Source organism: Leifsonia virtsii (genome assembly GCF_030433675.1).
GTDB classification, from domain to species: domain Bacteria; phylum Actinomycetota; class Actinomycetes; order Actinomycetales; family Microbacteriaceae; genus Leifsonia; species Leifsonia virtsii.
The window spans coordinates 978,171-998,076 of sequence record NZ_JAROCB010000001.1; the positions used below are offsets into that span (position 1 = coordinate 978,171).

At 71.1% G+C, this 19,906-nt stretch carries 15 protein-coding genes; 4 read left to right on the forward strand and 11 right to left on the reverse strand.

Features of this window, described 5'->3' with window-relative positions; genetic code table 11:
• Positions 1-67: 67 nt before the first annotated feature.
• Positions 68-2,641 (reverse strand): alpha-glucan family phosphorylase, encoded by a 2,574-nt coding sequence (gene glgP / locus P5G59_RS04750; protein WP_301216497.1) that lies wholly within the window; start codon positions 2,639-2,641, stop codon positions 68-70.
• Positions 2,642-2,872: 231 nt separating this feature from the next.
• On the opposite strand from glgP, the gene P5G59_RS04755 reads away from it, so the two are divergent.
• Together P5G59_RS04755 and glgB are read left to right on the forward strand one after the other, a co-directional pair.
• Positions 2,873-4,852, forward strand: coding sequence for an alpha-1,4-glucan--maltose-1-phosphate maltosyltransferase (locus P5G59_RS04755; protein WP_301217007.1), 1,980 nt, complete (start codon positions 2,873-2,875; stop codon positions 4,850-4,852).
• A 38-nt stretch (positions 4,853-4,890) separates the two neighbouring features.
• Positions 4,891-7,098 carry a 1,4-alpha-glucan branching protein GlgB gene (glgB, locus tag P5G59_RS04760; protein ID WP_301216499.1) on the forward strand — a complete coding sequence of 736 codons (2,208 nt, stop codon included), beginning with the start codon at positions 4,891-4,893 and terminating at the stop codon, positions 7,096-7,098.
• Positions 7,099-7,121: 23 nt separating this feature from the next.
• Here the strand turns inward: glgB and P5G59_RS04765 are convergent, their stop codons facing one another.
• The 3 genes from P5G59_RS04765 to P5G59_RS04775 form a co-directional block, all read right to left on the reverse strand.
• A complete protein-coding gene (locus P5G59_RS04765) occupies positions 7,122-7,907 on the reverse strand; it encodes an SDR family oxidoreductase (protein WP_301216501.1) in 786 nt (261 codons plus the stop codon).
• 67 nt (positions 7,908-7,974) lie between these two features.
• A complete protein-coding gene (locus P5G59_RS04770) occupies positions 7,975-8,931 on the reverse strand; it encodes a tetratricopeptide repeat protein (RefSeq protein WP_301216503.1) in 957 nt (318 codons plus the stop codon).
• A gap of 80 nt (positions 8,932-9,011) precedes the next feature.
• On the reverse strand, positions 9,012-10,907 hold the full coding sequence (locus tag P5G59_RS04775; protein ID WP_301216505.1) for a hypothetical protein: 1,896 nt from the start codon (positions 10,905-10,907) through the stop codon (positions 9,012-9,014).
• 192 nt (positions 10,908-11,099) lie between these two features.
• Between P5G59_RS04775 and P5G59_RS04780 the strand changes: the two genes are divergently transcribed.
• Positions 11,100-13,934 carry a DivIVA domain-containing protein gene (locus P5G59_RS04780; protein ID WP_301216507.1) on the forward strand — a complete coding sequence of 945 codons (2,835 nt, stop codon included), beginning with the start codon at positions 11,100-11,102 and terminating at the stop codon, positions 13,932-13,934.
• A 31-nt stretch (positions 13,935-13,965) separates the two neighbouring features.
• The gene (locus P5G59_RS04785) at positions 13,966-15,003 is read left to right on the forward strand and encodes an AI-2E family transporter (protein ID WP_301216509.1); all 1,038 of its coding nucleotides are present in this window, start codon (positions 13,966-13,968) and stop codon (positions 15,001-15,003) included.
• A gap of 69 nt (positions 15,004-15,072) precedes the next feature.
• Here the strand turns inward: P5G59_RS04785 and P5G59_RS04790 are convergent, their stop codons facing one another.
• From P5G59_RS04790 to pyrH, 7 genes are read right to left on the reverse strand one after another with little or no spacing between them, the layout of a single operon-like run.
• A complete protein-coding gene (locus tag P5G59_RS04790; RefSeq protein ID WP_301216511.1) occupies positions 15,073-15,813 on the reverse strand; it encodes an alpha/beta hydrolase in 741 nt (246 codons plus the stop codon).
• Positions 15,810-16,109, reverse strand: coding sequence for a hypothetical protein (locus P5G59_RS04795; RefSeq protein ID WP_301216513.1), 300 nt, complete (start codon positions 16,107-16,109; stop codon positions 15,810-15,812). Before P5G59_RS04795 ends, P5G59_RS04790 begins: the two co-directional genes overlap by 4 nt.
• A 23-nt stretch (positions 16,110-16,132) precedes the next feature.
• On the reverse strand, positions 16,133-16,834 hold the full coding sequence (locus tag P5G59_RS04800) for an aggregation-promoting factor C-terminal-like domain-containing protein (RefSeq protein WP_301216515.1): 702 nt from the start codon (positions 16,832-16,834) through the stop codon (positions 16,133-16,135).
• 54 nt (positions 16,835-16,888) lie between these two features.
• Entirely contained in the window at positions 16,889-17,434 is a 546-nt protein-coding gene (locus P5G59_RS04805) for a DivIVA domain-containing protein (protein ID WP_301216517.1), read from the reverse strand.
• 12 nt (positions 17,435-17,446) lie between these two features.
• Entirely contained in the window at positions 17,447-18,529 is a 1,083-nt protein-coding gene (locus tag P5G59_RS04810; RefSeq protein WP_301216519.1) for a phosphatidate cytidylyltransferase, read from the reverse strand.
• A 3-nt stretch (positions 18,530-18,532) separates the two neighbouring features.
• Positions 18,533-19,087 (reverse strand): ribosome recycling factor, encoded by a 555-nt coding sequence (gene frr / locus P5G59_RS04815; protein WP_301216521.1) that lies wholly within the window; start codon positions 19,085-19,087, stop codon positions 18,533-18,535.
• A 57-nt stretch (positions 19,088-19,144) separates the two neighbouring features.
• Positions 19,145-19,858: a UMP kinase gene (gene pyrH / locus P5G59_RS04820; RefSeq protein ID WP_121260453.1), complete on the reverse strand. Its 714-nt coding sequence runs from the start codon at positions 19,856-19,858 to the stop codon at positions 19,145-19,147.
• Positions 19,859-19,906 lie beyond the last annotated feature (48 nt).

Consider the following 19,906-nt stretch of genomic DNA (forward strand, 5'->3'; position numbering starts at 1 on the left):
GGACTTTTTCGAGCGAATCGGCGCGAATCGGTCGAAAAAGTCCGGAGCTGACGGCTTGGGGGGTGGGTCAGGAGGCGGTGGTGACGAGGCCGAGCTCGGCGGGGGTCAGCAGGTACGGGTTGACCGGGACGACACGGACCGTGTAGCCGAAGGAGCCGGCCCACGCGAGACGGACCGTTCCGACGAACTCGTGCGCGACCGACGCGTCGTGCGTGCCGGGGACGGACGTGTCGACGGTGAGCGCCTGGCGGTGCACGTCGACCAGCTCGTCGCCCTCCTGGCTGCGGCCGTAGACGACCTGCACCTCGACGTCGTCCGGCGACAGCCCGTTCAGCTGCACCAGCGCGCGGACGTGCAGCTCGTCGCCCACCTGCGGCACCGCGTCCAGCCCGCCGGCGTCGACGTGCGCGACCGCGACGCCCGGCCAGGCGGCCTTGACCCGGGTCTTCCAGTCGGCGAGCGAGCGGGCGCCGGCGTAGTCGTCGGTGGTCAGCCGGCTCTCGTAACCCGCCGCCGGCAGGTACAGCCGTTCGACGTACTCGCGCACCATCCGCTCCGCCGACAGCGGCGAGGACAGCGTCGCGAGCGTGTGCCGGATGCGCGCGACCCAGGCGGCGGGGACGCCGTCGGCGTCGCGGTCGTAGAACCGCGGCGCGATCTGGTGCTCGATCAGGTCGTACATCGCCTCGGCCTCGAGCGCGTCGCGCTCGGCGCCGTCGCCCGCAGCGTCGGCGGACGGGATCGCCCAGCCGTTCTCGCCGTCGTAGAACTCGTTCCACCAGCCGTCGAGGATCGACAGGTTCAGCGCGCCGTTGAGGGCTGCCTTCATGCCGGACGTGCCGCACGCCTCGAGCGGGCGCAGCGGGTTGTTCAGCCACACATCGGTGCCCGGGTACAGCAGCTGCGCCATCCCGATGTCGTAGTCGGGCAGGAACACCATCCGCTGCCGGATGTCGTTCTCCGACGCGAACTGCACCAGCTTCTGGATGAGGCGCTTGCCTTCGTCGTCGGCCGGGTGCGACTTGCCCGCGATCACGAACTGCACCGGCCGCTCCGGGTCGGTGAGGATGCGGCGGAGCCGGTCGGGGTCGTGCAGCATCAGCGTGAGCCGCTTATAGGTCGGCACGCGGCGGGCGAAGCCGATGGTGAGCACGTTCGGGTCGAGCAGGTCGTCCATCCACGCGGGCGAGATGCCGCCCGGGTTCTGCTCCGCCCACGCGGCCTCGAGCCGTCGGCGCGCGTCCTGCACCAGCTGCTCGCGCATCCGGTTGCGCACGCCCCAGAGGTCGAGGTCGGTCACCGCGGAGGCGTTGCCCCAGTCGGCGTGCGTCGTGTCCTCGGTGCCGAGGCGCTCGAGGGCGAGGGCGCGGAGCATCGGGTCGGTCCAGGTCGGCGCGTGCACGCCGTTGGTGACCGAGTCGATCGGCACCTCCTGCGGATCGAAACCCGGGTAGAGGCCGTTGAACATGTGCCGGGACACGTCGCCGTGCAGCTGGGAGACGCCGTTGGCGTGCTGGCCGAGCCGCAGGCCCATGACAGCCATGTTGAACACGTCGGGCGAGCCGCCCGGGTAGTCCTCCGCGCCGAGCGGCAGAACCTCGTCGGCGCTCACCCCCGGCAGCAGCGAGGTGGAGAAATACCGCTGGACCAGCGCCCGGTCGAACCGGTCGATGCCCGCGGGCACCGGCGTGTGCGTGGTGAACACGGTGCCGGCGCGGACCACCTGGAGGGCCTGGTCGAAGGTCAGCCCCTCGCCGATCAGGTCGGAGATGCGCTCCAGCCCCAGGAACCCGGCGTGGCCCTCGTTGGTGTGGAACACCTCCGCGGGCGGCGCGCCGGTGAGCTCGGTCCACGCCTTGACGGCGCGCACCCCGCCGACGCCGAGCAGCAGCTCCTGCAGCAGCCGGTGCTCTCCCCCGCCGCCGTACAGGCGGTCGGTCACCGAGCGCAGGCGCTCCTCGTTGTCCGGGATGTCGGTGTCGAGCAGCAGCAGCGTCACGCGGCCGACCGCGGCCTGCCAGACGCGCGCGTGCAGCACGCCATCCGGCAGGGCCAGCGAGATCTGCACCGGCGAGCCGTCCGGGTTGCGCAGCACGCTGAGCGGCAGCCCGTCGGGGTCGAGCACGGGGTAGCTCTCCAGCTGCCAGCCGTCCGGCGAGATCGCCTGGGAGAAGTAGCCGGAGCGGTAGAACAGGCCGGCCGCCACCAGCGGAACGCCGAGGTCGCTTGCCGCCTTCAGGTGGTCGCCCGCGAGGATGCCGAGGCCGCCGGAGTACTGCGGCAGGGTGGCCGCGATGCCGAACTCGGGCGAGAAGTACGCGATCGTCTGCGGCGCGTCCGACCCGAGCGACTGGTACCAGCGCGGCTCGCCGAGGTACGACCGGAGGTCGTCGCGGATGTGGTTCGCCCAGTCGACGTACCCCTGGTCGCCCGCCAGCTCCTGCAGCCGGGACGGCTCCACGGCGCCGAGCAGCGCGATCGGGTCGTGTCTCACCTGCTGCCAGAGGTCGGGCGAGATCCTGGCGAAGAGCTCGCGTGTCGGCTCGTGCCAGGACCACCGCAGGTTGGCGGCGATCTCCTCCAATGCGGAGAGGTTCTCGGGGAGGACTGCGCGGACGGTGAATCTACGGATGGCCTTCACCCGGTCCACTGTAAACGAGCCTCATGTCGCGCAGGTTAATGAGTGTACGGTCGGGACGTGGTGAAGAACGCAGCGACCAGGTCAGCAGCCGCCGCGACAGAGGCGGCCACGGCGACGCCCGCGGCAGGCAGCCGGGGCACGAACGGGCAGGAGACGGACGACACGGGCACGAACGGACGGTCCGCGGCGAGCGCGCTGCAGGCGCAGGCTCCTGCGCCGTACGAGCCGCTGCTGCCGCGTATCCCGATCCTGGAGCTCTCCCCGCAGGTGGATGAGGGGCTCTGGGCGGCGACGGCGTTCAGCGGCGAGGTGATCCCGTTCCGGGCGACCGCGTTCCGCGAGGGGCACGACAAGATCGGCGTCGACCTGATCCTGCTCGACCCCTCCGGCACGCAGACCGAGCACCACATGCACCCGATCGAGCCGGGCACCGACCGCTGGGAGGTGCACGTGCAGCTCGAGGAGACGGGCCTCTGGCGGTACCGCGTGCAGGCGTACGCCGACGAGTACGCGACCTGGCGGCACAACGCCGAGGTGAAGGTCCCGGCCGGGATCGACGTCGAGCTCATGCTGACCATCGGCCACGACCTGCTGGTGCGGGCGTCGAAGGACAAGCGCCGCAGCACGGCGGAGCGCCGTCACCTCTCCGAGGCGGCGAAGGTCGTCGCGGACACCAAGCGGCCAGTCGAGGAGCGCTTCCAGGCCGCCGTGGACGACCGCATCCAGCACGTGCTCACCGAGCGCCCGGTGGTCAGTCTGCCGTCGCTGTCGGCCACCAGGGCCATCCAGGTGGAGCGCACGCGCGCCGGCGTCGGCAGCTGGTACGAGTTCTTCCCGCGCTCCGAGGGCGCGAAGAGGCTGGCCGACGGCTCCTGGCAGTCCGGCACGTTCCGCACCGCGGCGAAGCGGCTTCCGGAGGTCGCCGCGATGGGCTTCGACGTCGTCTACCTGCCCCCGATCCACCCGATCGGGCGCACCTTCCGCAAGGGCCCGAACAACACCCTGGTCGCGGGCGAGAACGACCCGGGATCGCCGTGGGCCATCGGCAGCGCGGAGGGCGGCCACGACGCCATCCACCCCGACCTGGGCACCGAGAAAGACTTCGTGTTCTTCCTCGGCAAGGCCAAGCAGGCCGGACTCGAAGTCGCGCTCGACCTCGCCCTGCAGGCGTCGCCCGACCACCCGTGGGTGACCGAGCACCCGGAGTGGTTCACAACCCTCCCGGACGGCTCCATCGCCTACGCGGAGAACCCGCCGAAGAAGTACCAGGACATCTATCCGATCAACTTCGACAACGACTACGAGGGCCTGCGCCAGGAGGTGCTCCGCATCGTCCGGCACTGGATGTCGCTCGGCGTCCGCATCTTCCGTGTGGACAATCCGCACACCAAGCCGCTGCACTTCTGGGAGTGGCTCATCCACACGGTCAACGCCACCGACCCGGACGTCGTGTTCCTCGCCGAGGCGTTCACGCGCCCGGCTATCCTGCGGACGCTCGCGAAGGCCGGCTTCCAGCAGTCGTACACGTACTTCACCTGGCGGAACACGAAGGAGGAGCTGGAGGAGTTCCTCGACTCGCTCGCGCACGAGACGGCCGACTACCTGCGGCCGAACCTCTTCGTGAACACGCCGGACATCCTCACCGAGTACCTGCAGTTCGGCGGTCAGCCGGCGTTCAAGATCCGCGCCGCCATCGCCGCGACCGCCGCGCCCACCTGGGGCGTCTACTCCGGGTTCGAGCTGTTCGAGAACGTCGCCCGGCCGGGCGCGGAGGAGTACATCGACAACGAGAAGTTCGAGTACCGGCCGCGCGACTACGCCAAGGCGCAGGCGCAGGGCCGCTCGCTCGCCGGCTATCTGACCATGCTGAATCGGGCCCGCAGCGAGCACCCCGCCCTGCGGCAGCTGCGCAACCTGACGCTGCACAGCAGCGACGACGACAGCATCCTCGTCTACTCGAAGTACCTCGACGGACGGTTCACCCGCAGCGGCAAGGCCGACGCGGTCATCGTCGTCGCCAACGTCGACCCGCACTCGGTGCGCGAGACGATCGTCCACCTCGACTCCGCGGCGTTCGGCATCCCGTACGGCGCACAGTTCGAGGTGAAGGACCGGGTGACCGGCCAGCGCTGGATCTGGGGCGCCGACGACTACGTCCGTCTGGACGCGTTCACCGAGCCCGTGCACATCCTGTCCGTCCGACCGCTCTGACCGCCGAACGCGACCCGCAAACCGCAAGGAGTACCGCCATGTCCCCGATCCCCGAAGGCGCGGCCGCCGTCGATCTGCCCACGCTCGACGACACCCTGCTCGCCACCATCGCCTCCGGCAGCCACCACGACCCGCACACGGTCCTGGGCCAGCACCAGGTCGCCGCTCCCGGCGTCGCCGACCCGATCACGGTGATCCGGGCGCTCCGGCCGCTGGCGAAGGAGGTGTTCGCCGTGCTCCCGAACGGTGCGCACGTCGAGCTCGCCCACCTCGGGCACGGCGTGTGGCAGGGCGTCGACATCATCGGCCCCGGCGCGTACCTGCTCGAGGCGCGCTACGACGACGGCAGCGTGTGGACGGCGGACGACCCGTACCGCTTCCTGCCCACGATCGGCCAGCTCGACCTGCACCTGATCGGCGAGGGCCGCCACGAGACGCTGTGGACCGCGCTGGGTGCGCACGTCCGCGACCTCGGCGGCGTGGTCGGCACCGCATTCACCGTCTGGGCGCCGCACGCGCGCGCCGTGCGCGTGGTCGGCGACTTCAACGGCTGGGACGGCACCCTGTACGCCATGCGCAACATGGGCTCCTCCGGCGTCTGGGAGCTGTTCGTCCCCGGCCTCGGCGAGGGCGCGATCTACAAGTTCGACATCCTGGCGCAGGACGGCCAGTGGGTGCGCAAGATCGACCCGCTCGCGCAGCTGGCCGAGACCCCGCCTGCGACCGCCTCCCGGATCACCGTCAGCCGGCACGAGTGGGCGGACGACGAGTGGATGCAGCACCGCGCCGCGCACGACCCGCACTCCGGCCCCATGAGCGTCTACGAGCTGCACCTGGGCTCCTGGCGCCCGGGCCTGGGCTACCGCGAGGCCGCGGACGAGCTGATCGACTACGTCGGCGCGCTCGGGTACACGCACGTGGAGTTCCTGCCGCTCGCCGAGCATCCCTTCGGCGGGTCGTGGGGTTACCAGGTGACCGGGTACTACGCCCCCACCAGCCGGTTCGGCGACCCCGACGACCTCAAGTACCTGATCGACCGGCTGCACCAGGCCGGCATCGGCGTCATCCTCGACTGGGTGCCCGGCCACTTCCCTAAGGACGACTGGGCGCTCGCCCGCTTCGACGGCCAGCCGCTGTACGAGCACGCGGACCCGCGCCGCGGCGAGCACAAGGACTGGGGCACCTACATCTTCGACTACGGCAACTCGCAGGTGCGCAACTTCCTCGTCGCCAACGCCCTGTACTGGCTGGAGGAGTTCCACGTCGACGGCCTTCGGGTCGACGCGGTCGCCTCGATGCTCTACCTCGACTACTCGCGCAACGCCGGCGAGTGGGAGCCGAACATCCACGGCGGCCGGGAGAACCTGGAGGCGATCGGCTTCCTGCAGGAGGTCACCGCCACGGCGTACAAGCGCAACCCGGGCACCGTGATGATCGCGGAGGAGTCGACCAGCTACACCGGCGTCACCGCGCCCACCTCCTCCGGGGGCCTCGGCTTCGGGCTCAAGTGGAACATGGGCTGGATGCACGACTCGCTGCAGTACATCCACGAGGACCCGATGTACCGCAACTACCACCACAGCGAGCTCACGTTCTCGTTCGTGTACGCGTGGAGCGAGAACTTCCTGCTGCCGATCAGCCACGACGAGGTCGTGCACGGCAAGGGGTCGCTGCTGAACAAGATGCCCGGCGACCACTGGCAGCAGCTGGCCAACGTGCGTGCGTTCCTCGCGTTCATGTGGGCGCATCCCGGCAAGCAGCTGCTGTTCATGGGCCAGGAGTTCGGTCAGCTCTCGGAGTGGAGCGAGGAGCGCGGCCTCGACTGGTGGATGCTCGACCAGCCCGCCCACCAGGGGCTCTGGAACCTCGTCGCGCAGCTGAACGCCGTCTACCGCGCGCACCCGCAGCTGTGGGCGCGCGACAACGAGCCGGCCGGCTTCGAGTGGCTCGACGGGTCCGACGCCCAGGGCAACGTGATCGCGTTCCTGCGGAAGGACCACGACGGGGACCCGATCGCGGTGCTGTTCAACTTCTCCGGCAACCCGCACACCGACTACCGCGTCGGCCTGCCCTTCGCCGGGGAGTGGGACGAGCTGCTCAACACGGATGCGGAAGCGTACGGCGGCTCCGGCGTCGGCAACTTCGGCTCGGCGACCGCGGTCGACGAGCCGTGGATGGGGCGCCCCGCCTCCGCCGTGCTGACCCTCCCCCCGCTCGGCGCCCTCTGGCTCAAGCCCCGCCGCTGAGCCGCGAGGCTCAGGCGCGGGCGTCAGGCGCGGGAGTCGAGCCAGGTGGCGTAGGGGGCGCCGTCGACGGCGTGCTCGGGGGCGAGGTTGCGGCCGGCGCGCCAGGTGGAGCCGAGCGGGCCTCCGAGCCGGATCGGGAGGATGTAGCGACGGCTGCCGCTGGCCCGCTTCCACTGCTCGGCCAGAGCGCGCGCGGACTCCACGCGGGGTCCGCCGATGTGCAGGACACCGTCCCGCTCCCCCGCGCCCTCCGCGGCGTCGACGAGCACGCGGGCCACATCGGCCACCGCGATCGGCTGGAACCGGGTGCCCGTCGGCGAGAGCAGTGCGCCGACGGGCCGTCCCCGGTCGAAGATCGCGGTGACGAAGTCGTGGAACTGGGTGGCGCGCACGATGCGCGTGTCCAGAGCGGAGTCGAGGTAGGCGCGCTCCTGCGCGGCCTTCGCCCGGTAGTAGCCGTACGACGACCCCTCGATGCCGACGATGGACAGCAGCACCGCGCGGTGCACTCCGAAGCGGGCCGCGGTGTGGACCAGGTTCTGGGTTCCGGTCGCGAAGACGTTCGCGGCCTGCTTGCCCAGGCCGTTGCTGGTGTCGATGAGCACGTCGACGCCGTCGACCGCCTCCTCGAGCCCCGCCCCGGTGACGAGGTCGGTCGTCACATAGGCGGCGCCGGGCACGTACGCCTCGGCGTCGTCGTCGGGCACCCGGCGGGCCGCGACCACCACCTCGTGCCCGCGCTCCACCGCCTCTTCGGTGACGGCGCGCCCGGCCAGGCCGGTGCCTCCGACGACGAGCACACGGGGCATGCGCGGTCACTCCCTCTGGTGGGGCGGACGGTGAGGATGCCGCCGGCCGGCCCGGTGGGGAGGGGCCTCAGTACAGCAGCGAGGCCAGCCTAGCCCTGGCCTTGGCCACCCGGGGGTCGTCGACACCCACGATCTCGAAATAGTCGAGCAGGCGGGAGCGCACCTCCTCCTTGCCCGTGGCGTCGAGCGACGGGAAGACGGAGAGCAGCCGGTCGAACGCGTCCTCGACGTGACCACCGGAGATGTCCAGGTCGGCGACGCCTAGCTGGGCAGCCGCGTCCTTCGGCGCCTCGGCCGCCGCCGTGCGCAGCTTGTCCGCGCTGTGCCCGCTCAGCCGCGCCAGGAGGCTGACCTGAGCGAGCCCGGCCACCGCCATCGCATCTCGCGGGTCCTGCGCGATCGCGGTGCGGTAGGCGCGGATCGCGCTCTCGTAGTCGCCGCGGTCGATCGCCTCGTACGCCTCGGCGTGCAGCGGGGGCAGCGGCGGCTCCGGCGCAGGCTCGGCCGCGGTGTCCGGCTCGCCGGCCGGGCCCTCGACGGCCACCGTGTCGGTGACGCCGTTCTGGGCGGCGAGCTGCAGCAGCTGCTCGAGCACATCCTTCACCTGCTCCTCCGGCACCGCGCCGGAGAAGAGCTGGACGGGGCGCCCGGCGACCAGCGCGGCGACGGTCGGCACGGCCGTCGCCTGGAACGCCTGGGTGAGCTGCGGGTTCGCGTCGACGTCGATGCGCACGAGCACGAGCCGGCCGCCGAAGCCGCCGACCAGGCGCTCGAGGACCGGCGAGAACTGCTTCCACTGCTCCGAGCGCTCCGTGCCCAAGTCGACCAGGACCGGGACCCGCATGGACAGGTCGATGAAGTCGTTGAAGTTGGCGTCCGTGCCCTCGAAGTACAGGCTCGGGAGCGTCAGGGCGGCCGAGCCGGGCTGCGCGGCCGCGGCGGGCGTCCCCTCCGCCGGCCGGTTGACGAGCGAGCTGAGGTCGACGGCTCCGCGGAGATTGGTGGGCGGCGGGACGTTGCTCATTGATCCTCCAGATGCGTGCGGTTCCAGCGTTGCACGACAGACAAGCCTACTCGCGTGGGGACACCGTCCGGTGCGCCCCGTCAGCCGATCTGCTTGGCCGCGACGAGACCCTGGGCGAAACCGAGCAGGCGGATCTTGTCCTTCGACCCGACCGGCGGGACGTAGAACATCAGCTGGTAGTCGAACACCGACTCGACACCGGTGTTGGAGGAGGCGATCCCGCTCAGGGCGGCGGTCGTGGCGCCGGGAATGACCTGCGCGCCGGCCTCCACGACCTTGTGCAGCTGGGTCTCGCGGGGGTTGACCCAGACGATGGCGCCCGAATCGTTGGTGGCCATCGCGAGCACGTCTCCCGGCCCGACCCCCGGCGTCCAGCTCAGGGCGGAGGTGTTGCCGAACTGCTGGGCCAGCTGCTGCTGCTGCTTGAGCTTCCACGCCGCGCCGACCTGGGGCTGCAAGGTGTCGCCGGCGGAGTCGAACTGGCTCGCGTACTGGCTCTTGTCGCCGTTCATCAGGATGTCGCCGTACGCGGCGGCCACCTTCGCGGGCGGCAGGGCGAGCAGCTTCGAGTCCGGCGGCACGACGGCGGATCCGATGCTCGCCGGGGCGAGGTTCGGCACCTTCGCCTTCGGCTCGAGCGAGACGGCGTACTCGACCTTGTAGTTGTCGCGCGGCGTCTCCTGCACCATGGTCAGGGCGATGGGCGCCTGAGCGTTGCCCTTCGCGTCCTTCGGCGAGTCGATCACCGCGGCCACCGTGCGCGGCCAGGCGTCGGTCGCCTGCGGGAGGGACAGCACGATCGGGCTCGCCGGGATGGCCGGGAGCGCCGGCTCGTCCGCCTTCTTGGCGCGGATGGCGTAGTTCGCGGTGCGCAGCTGCAGCGCCGGCCCGACGAAGCGTGCCTTGGCCAGGTCGGGGCTCGCCTTCGCGTCGGCGTCGGCGGCGGACTCGGAGATGCGCTTGACGATGCGCTCCAGCTGCGGGACGGTCACCGCGGGCGGCAGCTGGTCCTTCGCGTCGGGCGCCTCGGTGGCGAGCGGCGTCGCGGTCTTCGTCGGGGTCGTGGCCGCATCCGTGCCGGTCGTGCAGCCGGTGAGGGCCAGCGCGCCGATCAGGGCTGCGGGGAGCATGACGCGGGCGCGGCGGGTCGAGCGACGGCCGCGGGGGGTGGATTCGATCATGGCGGTCGGCTTGTACTTGGGCGCCTTCGGCAGCTTCGGCATCTTGGGGCCGCTCTTCCGGCGCGGGCCGCGCGAGCGGCGGTGCGCGTACAGGCCCCACAGGTAGAGGGCGATGCCGATCACGAGGAGGATCAGGCCGCCGATGATGAGCGGGAACGCCCACGGCGTGCTGGAGTCGACCGGCCAGGTGACGCTGACGTTCGACGGCGCCGCCTTCGTACCGTCGGAGGCGACGATGACGCTCACGTCGTCCGGGATGTTCATGCGGGTGACCTGCGCGGCCGTCCCGTCGAACTCCTCCAGCCAGAGGTCGGAGCCCGCGGGGTTCGGACCGGCCTTCGAGGCGGTGTCCGCCGTCGTCGCGGAGCCGGTGCCGGTCGCGGCGCCCGCGGCCGGAGTCGATGTGGGCGCCGGAGTCGAGGTCGAGGTCGAACCGCTGCCGCTGCCCTCGCTCGCGGCCTTCGGCGTGACGGTCTTCGTGGCGAGCTTGCCCGTCGCCTTCTGATAGCTGACGGCCACGTAGCGCTGGTCCCCGAGCCACGCCTTCATGTCCGCTGTACGGCCGTAAGCGACCACCTGCTTGCCCGGCTCCGGCGTTCCGGTGACCGTGAGCGTCTGCTGACCGGGGTGCGCGTTCAGCACGGAGCCGTCGATCACGACGTAACGGGGATCGCCCGACACGGTCGTCGCCGCCTTGATGCTGGTCGGCGGAGCGAAGACGGTGCGCTGAGCGATCCCGGCGACGATCATGACGGCGGCCACGACGAACGCGACGATGGCGAGTACGAAACGCAAGCAGGACTCCTCATGTGCCGGAATTCGGGGGCGGGCACATTTATCCGACGATAGCGGACGTGCCTGAGAGGCAGCTAACCCTTCTCTGGACGCTCGCGCAGCCCCCCGTGCGGGCGCCGACGGCGGAATTGTAGGATCGACGCGGCACGCGAGCGGCGAGTCGACCCGAATCATCCCCCAGGAGCAACCACAGTGGCCACCGACGAATCCAACTTCACGCAGGTCTTCCGCGGGTACGACAAGGACGAGGTCGACAAGGCGCTGCAGGAGCTCCGCCGCGAGCTGATCAAGTCGAACACCCAGGCGGCGGACGCCGCGAAGGAGATCAAGCGCCTCCAGGCCCGCATCGAGGACCTGAACGACGAGATCGAGGAGGTCGGCAGTCCCACCTACTCCGGCCTCGGCACCAAGCTCGAGAACACCCTGAGGGTGGCGGAGGAGCAGTCGACGCGCCTGATCGCGCAGGCCGACATCGACGCGGAGAAGCTGCGCGCCGGCGTCAGCGCCGAGGTGGAGAAGGTCAAGAAGGCCGCGGCCGCTCAGGCGGAGCGCATCCTGGCCGACGCCCAGGCCCGCGCGACCACCCTGCTCGAGGACGCCCAGATCGAGTCGGGCGAGCTGCTCACCAAGACCCGCGCCGACAAGGAGACCCTCCTCACCGACGCGATGCGCGAGGCCGCCGCGATCCGCGGCGCGGTCGCGACCGAGGCCGCGGAGCTGCGCGCCACGAGCAAGCGGGAGGCCGCCGCCGTCCGCGCGGAGGCCGACCGGGAGGCGGCCGAGCTGAAGGCCGTCGCCTCGCGCGAGGCGGAGGCCGCCCGCGCCGAGGCCGCGGAGCTCGACCGGACCATCGCCGAGCGCCGGGCCGAGCTCGAGAACGCCCTGGCCGACGACCGTGCCGCCTTCGAGCGCGAGGCGGCACAGATCCGCCTCGATCTGGACCGCCGCGTCGCCGAGACGAACGACCGCCTCGCCGCGCAGGAGGCCGAGACCCGCAACGCCCTCGCCGCCGAGGCCGCGCAGGCCAGGGCCGACCTCGCCGCCGAGGTGGAGGAGCAGCGCGCCGCGCTCGCTGCCGACGTCGCCCAGACCCGCGCCGACCTGGAGAACGAGGACGCGACCACCCGGCAGGCCCTCGCCACCGAGGTCGAGCAGACGAAGAAGGCCCTCGCCGCCGAGGTCGCCCAGGCGAAGTCCGCCCTCGCCGCCGAGACGGAGCAGACCCGCTCCGCGCTCGAGAACGAGGTCACCACCACGCGGTCCGCCCTGGCGGACGAAGTCCAGCGCACCAAGGCCGAGCTGGCCGACGAGGTGACCCGCACCCGCTCCGCCCTGGCCGAGGAGGTCGCCCGCACGAAGTCGGAGCTGGAGACCGAGGTCACCACCACACGATCCGCCCTCGAGAACGAGGTCACCTCCACCCGCGCCGCCCTGCAGGACGAGGTGACCACGACGACGTCGGCACTGGCCGAGCAGGTCGAGCGGACGACCAAGCAGCTCGCCGACGACGAGCTGCAGACGCGCAGCGCTCTGGAGAAGGAGTCCACCGAGACCCGTGCCGCGCTGGAGGCGGACCGCGTCGCGACCGCCGCCGCCCTCGCGGCCGACCGGGAGCAGACCGCGAGCGAACTGGCGGCCGAGGTCGAGCAGACCCGCACGCGCCTCGCCGCGGACGCCGAGCGGCAGCGCCGCGAGCTCGAGGCGGAGGCGGCGCAGCTGCGGGCCGACCTGGCGACCGAGGTCGACACCGCGCGCACCGCACTGGCGGACGAGATCGCCCGCGAGCGCAGCGCCGTCGAGGCCGAGCTCGCCGCCGAGCGCGCCCGCCTCGCCGCCGAGGTGGAGTCGACCACCACCGCTCTCGCGGCGGAGGTCGCCCAGACGAAGTCGGCCCTCGAGACCGAGGTCGCCACCACGAAGGCCGCGCTCGCCGCCGAGGTGGAGCAGACGAAGTCCGCCCTCGAGACCGAGGTCACCACGACGAAGGCCGCCCTGGCCGACGAGGTGGAGCGCACCCGCACCGAGCTGGCCGCCGAGGTCGAGCAGACCAAGGGCGAGCTTGCGGCCGAGGTCGAGCAGACGAAGTCCGCCCTCGAGACCGAGGTGAGCACCACCAAGGCCGCCCTCGCCGCCGAGGTCGAGCAGACGAAGTCCACTCTCGCCGCCGACCGCGAGCAGACCGCGAGCGAGCTGGCCGCCGAGACGGAGCAGACCCGCTCCCGCCTGGCCGAGGACGTGCGCCGCACGACGGTCGAGCTGGAGGACCTCCGGACCACCACCGCCACCGAGCTGGCCGACCAGCGCGAGCAGCAGCGGCTGGAGCTGGAGCGCGAGGCCGAGCGCACGCGCGTCGAGCTCGCGACGGAGACCGAGCAGTCCCGCGTCGACCTGGAGAAGGAGACGGCCCAGGCGCGCGCCGCCCTCGCCGCCGAGGTCGCCGAGGCCAGGACGTCGCTCGAGGCCGAGCTGGCCGAGCGGAAGGCCGCGTTCGAGCAGGAGGCCGCCGGCGCCCGCGCCGCCCTCGAGAGCGAGCTCGCCACGCTGCGCACCATGACGCAGAAAGAGGCGGAGGCCCGCAGGCACGAGATCGAGCAGGCCCGCATCGACCTCGACGTCGAGCTGCGCGCTCGCCGCGACGAAGCGGAGAAGGAGTACCTCGCCCGGCACCAGGAGGCGGTGGCGCAGACGCAGAAGTACCTGGACGAGGCGAACGTGCAGCTCGCCGACGCGGTGAAGCGCACAGCGCAGGCCCGCTCCGAGGCGGAGGCCTTCGAGGCCGAGGCGCGACGCACCGTCACCGAGGCTCGCAAGCAGGCCGAGGAGACCGCCTCCGAGGTCATCCGCGACGCCGAGGAGCGTTCGGCCGCCCTCCTGGAGGAGACGGAGGAGCGCACGCAACGCCTGGTCGCCGACGCGGAAGAGCGGCTCGCCCAGATTAGGATCGAGCGAGAGGCCGTCGCCGGGTACTTCGAGAACCTGCGCGGTGTACTCCAGCAGGCCGAGAAGGCGACCGCCGACCGCGAGTGAAGCTGCCCGCGACCGACCATAGGGGGAACCCGTGAAGATCCAGAACCCGTTCCGCCTCGGACTGATCGGCACCCTCGGCGTCGGGCTCGGGATCCTCATCCTGAGCGCCATCACGAGCCTGGCGACGATCATCACCTACATCGGCGCGGCGCTGTTCCTCGCGCTCGGCATCGAGCCGCTGATCTCGTTCCTCGAGCGCAGGCGGTTCCCCCGCTGGCTCGCGCTTGTCGTCACCCTCGTGATCATCATCGGCGCGTTCGTCGGACTCATCTGGGCCATCGTGCCGATCGCGGTCGGACAGGCCACGCAGCTGGTGCAGAACACCATCTCCTGGGTGAACAACGGCGGCGCGGAGGACTGGTTCCTCAGCCTTCAGCACCAGTTCCCGTCGGTCATCAACCAGCAGAACATCGACGCGGTCACCCAATGGCTGCAGCAGAACCTGCCGGACATCACCTCGAAGGTGCTGCAGACGGGCGTCGGGATCGTGCAGGGCGCCTTCGGCGTGATCATCGTCATCATCCTGACCATCTACTTCACGGCGTCGCTGCCGAGCATCAAGCGCTCGGCCTACCAGCTGGTCCCCGCCTCCCGCCGGGCGCGCTTCGCCGACCTCGGCGACCAGATCACCGACTCGGTCGGCAAGTACGTCATGGGCCAGGTGGCGCTGGCCCTCGTCAACGGCGTGCTGAGCGCGATCTTCCTGACCGTGATCGGAGCGAAGTTCCCCATCCTGCTCGCCTCGATCGCGTTCTTCTTCTCGCTGATCCCGCTCGTCGGAACCATCACCGGCTCGGTCATCATCGTGGCCGTGTGCTTCCTGTCCGGGACGCCGACCGCGATCACCGCCGCCATCTACTACCTGATCTACATGCAGGTGGAGGCCTACTTCTTGAGCCCGCGCATCATGAACCGGGCGGTCTCGGTCCCCGGAGCCCTGGTGGTCGTCGCCGCCCTCGCCGGCGGCACGCTGCTCGGCATCCTCGGCGCGCTGGTCGCCATCCCGTTCGCCGCCGCGATCCTGCTGATCGTCAAGCAGGTCGTCATCCCGCGCCAGAACGAGCTCTAGCCCGCCCCGAGTTGCACGTCGTGGCGGCTATTCCACTCGAATAGCCGCCACGACGTGCAACTCGGGGAGTCAGCGCGCGGGCGGCGGCCATTCGGTGGGGAGGGGAAGTGCGGCGGGGTTCAGGCGCTGCACGATCTCGGAGAGCACGCGGCGGGTCTGGTTCTCCCCCACCCACAGGTGCTTTCCGCCCTCCACGTTCACGAGCTCGATCTGCGGAACGGGCGCGAACCGCTCCGCGGCCTCCGCCGGTCGCAGATAGTCGTCGTGCTCCGGGATGAGCGCGACCATCGGTCGCCGGTCGCCGGCCCACGCCGCGAGGTGCTCCGGCTTCGCGCGGTGCAGCGGCGGCGACAGCAGGATGACGCCCTCCATCGGCAGCTCGCGCCCGTACATCAGGGCGAGCTCGGTGCCGAACGACCAGCCCAGCAGCCACGGATGGGGAAGCCCGCGCTCCGCCACGAACGCCATCGCCGCCTCCACGTCGTGACGCTCGCCCACACCGTGGTCGAACGCGCCCTGGCTGCGCCCGCGCGGCGACGCCGTGCCGCGGGTGTTGAAGCGCAGCACCGCGATGTCGGCCAGTGCGGGGAGCCGGCCCGCGGCCTTGCGCAGGATGTGCGAGTCCATGAACCCGCCACCGGTCGGCAGCGGGTGGAGGGTGACGAGCGTCGCCACGGGCGTCCGGTCGAGCGGCGCGGCAAGCTCGCCCACCAGCGTGAGCCCGTCGGCGGTGTGCAGCTCGATCTCCTCGCGCCGCGCGGGCAGCTCGATGCCGCCGCGGATCTCGGTCGTCGTTCCCTCGGTGCTCATGCGATCCTCCAGCAGGACTCGTGCCAGTGCCGGCGTGCGGCGAGGTCGGCCGCGTCGCCGAGGACGCCGTCCGCGCGCCAGGCGACGACGTGGGCGACGCCCGGCGGGATGTCGCGCCCGCAACCCGGGCACAAGTAGCTCTTCTGCGCCTGCACGGACGACACCGGCTGCACGTTCCACTCGATGCCGCGGCGCACCTCGATGCGCCGCCAGCCCGCGAGAAGGCGTTCCAGCCCGTCCGGCTCCTCGTCCCGCTGGCCGCCGTGGCGGCCTCGGGGTCGGTTGCTGCGCGGCATGACTCCCAGTCTAAAGGGAGGACTCAGTACCAGCCGTCGGACTCGGAGTGCGCCCAGGCGCCGCAGGGGTTCGTGTACCGGCCGGCGATGTAGCCGAGTCCCCAGCTGATCTGCACGGTGGCGTCGGTCTGCCACCCGGGGCCCATCTTGCTGCCGGGGAGCGCCTGCGGGATGCCGTACGCGCCGCTCGGGTTGGACGCGTTGACGCGCCAGCCGGACTCGCGGTTCCACAGCGAGACGAGGCAGCTGTACTGGTCGTCGCCCCAACCGCGCGCCTTCACCATGTCGTACGCGATGGCCTTCGCCGTTCCGGGATCCGGCGCGGGGGCCGACGGCGCGCTCGCGCCGGACGACGACGACTTCTTGGCCGTCGGCGTCGGGGTCGGAGTGGGGGTCGGCGTCGGCTTCGCCTTGACCGCCACCGGGTCGCGGCTGACGCTCAGGGCCGGCACCTCGGGAGCCGTGAGGCTCTGCGTCGAGGCCTCGCCGTAGCGGGAGGTGGTGGGGATGTCGTGCAGGGCCTCCGCGTAGGCGGGAGTGGTCGTCGCACCCGAGAACGGATCGACGACATTCACGAGCGCGAACCCGACCGCGGCGGTGAAGGCGAAGCCCCACACCGCCGCGCGCGACCGGATGTGCGGCCGCCTCGAACGGCGGAACGCGACACCGACCGGGTTGGCCGGAGTCAGCGGCACGATCTCTGCTGCTGCTTCTCGTCTACCCACGATCACAGAACGATAACGGAGATCCGGCGAAAACCCAAGAAACCGGCCGCGCACTCAGCGAACCGCCAGCATGACGTCGGTGACGCTGTCGAGCAGGAGGTCGACCTGCGCCTCCCGGTATCCGCCCCGTTGTTCGCGGAACGTGACCGTGCGCACCTCCTCGACGCTCATCGGACGGCCGTCCTGGAAGTAGCGCACCAGCCGGTTCGCGAAACGGTCGACGTCGTTGCGGTTGTAGCCGAGAGTGAGGAAGCCGACGCGGTCGAAACGGTGCCCGAGCGGACGATCGAGCCGGTTGAGCACGACCTGCGCGGTGGTGCGCGCCTCCTCGTACCAGGCGGCGTCGCCCTGACGCGCTCGCGCGTTCTCGCGCTCACGCGCCGCGAAGGCGTCCTCCAAGCGCTCCAGGGCCGCATCCACGTGCGTGGTGGAGTAGCCGCCCTTCGCCATCGAGAAGGCCGTGTGGCGGATGTCGGCGGCCGTCAGGGCGGGCGCGGTCTCGTCGCCGTCGTACGCGCGGCGCGCCGTCTGCAGGAATTCGTCCACCTGCTCGACGTCGTATCCCGGCGCGGACTTGGGGCTGCGGGGGAAGGTGCTCACTCCCCCATTGTGTCATCGGAAGATCAGGAACAGCACGTAGGTGGCCGCCGCAGACGGCAGGATCGAGTCCAGCCGGTCCAGGAACCCGCCGTGCCCGGGCAGCCACGAGCTCATGTCCTTGATGCCGAGATCGCGTTTGATCAGCGACTCCGCCAGGTCTCCCGCGGTGGCGGTCAGCAGCAGAACGACGCCGAAGACGACGCCGAACCACCACGGCTCGCCGAGCATGAACACCGAGAGCACGATGCCCGCGACGATCGCGGCCGCCGCGGCCCCGGCGAAGCCCTCCCACGTCTTCTTCGGGCTGATCGTCGGCGCCATCGGATGCTTGCCCCACGACAGCCCGCTCACGTAGGCGCCGGTGTCGACGGAGACGACCGTGATCAGGAACGCCAGCACCCACCACTCCCCCTGCGGCTCGGCGAGCAGCAGGATGACGAAGCTGGCCAGCAGGCTGACGTACAGCTGCAGGAACACCGACCACAGCAGGTCGCGGCCCAGCGCCCGGCCGCCGTGACGCCGTGCGGCGGCGATGGCCTCCTCCACCAGCCGCCAGACGACGACCAGCACGATGCCGCCCGACAGCGCAACGAGCTGGCCCCCGGCGTGCAGGAAGAACGTCACCGGCACGATGGCGACCGCCGCGATCACAGTGGGGATGCGCGGCACGCGACGCCCCGCACCGCGGAACGCCTGGGCCAGCTCGAAGCTGGCGAACCCGGCCATCGCCATCCCGAAGACCAGGAACAGCTCCTTGATGAAGATCAGGCTGACCACGACCACCGCGCCGACGACGACGCCGATCACGATGGCCAGGATGAGGTTGCGGCCCGTCCGCTCCGCGATCCGCTCGTTGGTGGCGTCGAGCTGCGCCTTCCTGGCCTGCACCTGCCGCTCGAAGTCGGCACGCGTCGCCTGGACCTGCGCGCGGAACTCCTCCCGCGACTTCGCCTTCGCCCGGCGCACCGAGCCGGCCGCCGGGAGCGGCACTGAGGCGGGCAGAGGCGCGGAGGCGGGCGCCGACGCGGCTGGAACGGCCGTGTTCGCCCCCGGCGGCTCTTGCGCCGGGCCCCCCGGGCTGCTGTCGTCCGTCATCGGCTAGACCTCGAGCAGTTCGGCTTCCTTGCGCTTCAACGCCTCGTCGACGGCGTCGACGTGGGTGCGCGTGATGGCCTCGAGCTCCTTCTCGGCGCGGGCCACCTCGTCGTCGCCGACCTCGCCCTTGAGCGCGTCGAGCTCGTCCTTCGACCGGCGGCGGATGTTGCGGAGCGCGACCTTGGCGTCCTCGCCCTTGCCGCGCACGATCTTGACGAACTCCTTGCGGCGGTCCTCGGTGAGCTCGGGCAGCGTGACGCGAACGATCTCGCCGTCGTTGCCGACGTTGGCCGAGAGGTTCGGCATCGCGACGATGGCCTTCTCGATCTCCTTGAGGGCCGACTTGTCGTACGGGGTGACCAGGAGGACGCGGGCCTCCGGGTTCTGGAGGCCGGCCAGCTGCGCGAGCGGCGTGGGCGAGCCGTAGTAGTCGACGAGCACCTTCTGGAACAGAGCCGGGTTCGCCCGGCCCGCGCTCACCGTGCCGAAGTCGTCCCTCGCCGCGTCCACGGTCTTGCTCATGCGCTGGCGGGCATCGGAAATCACATCCGCGATCACGGTCTCTCCTTCAGATCGGTGGGTCGGTGACTAGTCTATTGCGCCGCTGCTCGGCACTCAGCCGAGCAGTGTGCCGATCTCCGCCCCGAGAAGGGCGGCCGTCACGTTGCCCGCGGGCTCGATGCCGAAGATGCGCATCGGCATCCCGTTGTCCATGCAGAGGCTGAGGGCGGTCGAGTCGACGGCCTTCAGGTTCTGCTGCAGCGCCTCCTGGTGGCTGATCTGGTCGATCTTGCGGGCGTCCGGGTTGGTGCGCGGGTCGTCGTCGTACATGCCGTCGACGCCGTTCTTGGCGACGAGCACCACGTCGGCGCTGATCTCGAGCGCACGCTGCGCGGCGACCGTGTCGGTGGAGAAGTACGGCAGGCCGGCGCCGGCGCCGAAGATGACCACGCGGCCCTTCTCCAGGTGCCGCTCCGCCCGCCGCGGGATGTAGGGCTCCGCGACCTGGGTCATGGAGATCGCCGACTGGACGCGCGTCTCCGCTCCCGCCTGCTCCAGGAAGTCCTGCAGCGCCAGCGAGTTCATCACGGTGCCGAGCATGCCCATGTAGTCGGCCCGGCCGCGGTCCATTCCGCGCTGGGAGAGCTCCGCGCCGCGGAAGAAGTTGCCGCCGCCGACCACGATCGCGATCTCGACGTCCTGCGCCGCCTGGGCGATCTCGCGGGCGATGCTGCTGACGATGTCCGGGTTGACCCCGAGCTGGCCGCCGCCGAAGGCCTCACCGGAGAGTTTCAGAAGGACCCTGCGTCTCTTATTGACTGCCGACATACGTGAATAGCGTCCTTCCGTGTGTGGTTCTGGTCGATGCTAGTCGGT

Coding starts and splice junctions, on each gene's coding strand:
- P5G59_RS04770 (WP_301216503.1), bottom strand. CDS start 8,931: ATGAGCAACGTCCCGCCGCCCACCAATCTCCGCGGAGCCGTCGACCTC.
- pyrH (WP_121260453.1), bottom strand. CDS start 19,858: ATGTCGGCAGTCAATAAGAGACGCAGGGTCCTTCTGAAACTCTCCGGT.
- P5G59_RS04765 (WP_301216501.1), bottom strand. CDS start 7,907: ATGCCCCGTGTGCTCGTCGTCGGAGGCACCGGCCTGGCCGGGCGCGCC.
- P5G59_RS04790 (WP_301216511.1), bottom strand. CDS start 15,813: ATGAGCACCGAGGGAACGACGACCGAGATCCGCGGCGGCATCGAGCTG.
- P5G59_RS04810 (WP_301216519.1), bottom strand. CDS start 18,529: ATGACGGACGACAGCAGCCCGGGGGGCCCGGCGCAAGAGCCGCCGGGG.
- glgB (WP_301216499.1), top strand. CDS start 4,891: ATGTCCCCGATCCCCGAAGGCGCGGCCGCCGTCGATCTGCCCACGCTC.
- P5G59_RS04795 (WP_301216513.1), bottom strand. CDS start 16,109: ATGCCGCGCAGCAACCGACCCCGAGGCCGCCACGGCGGCCAGCGGGAC.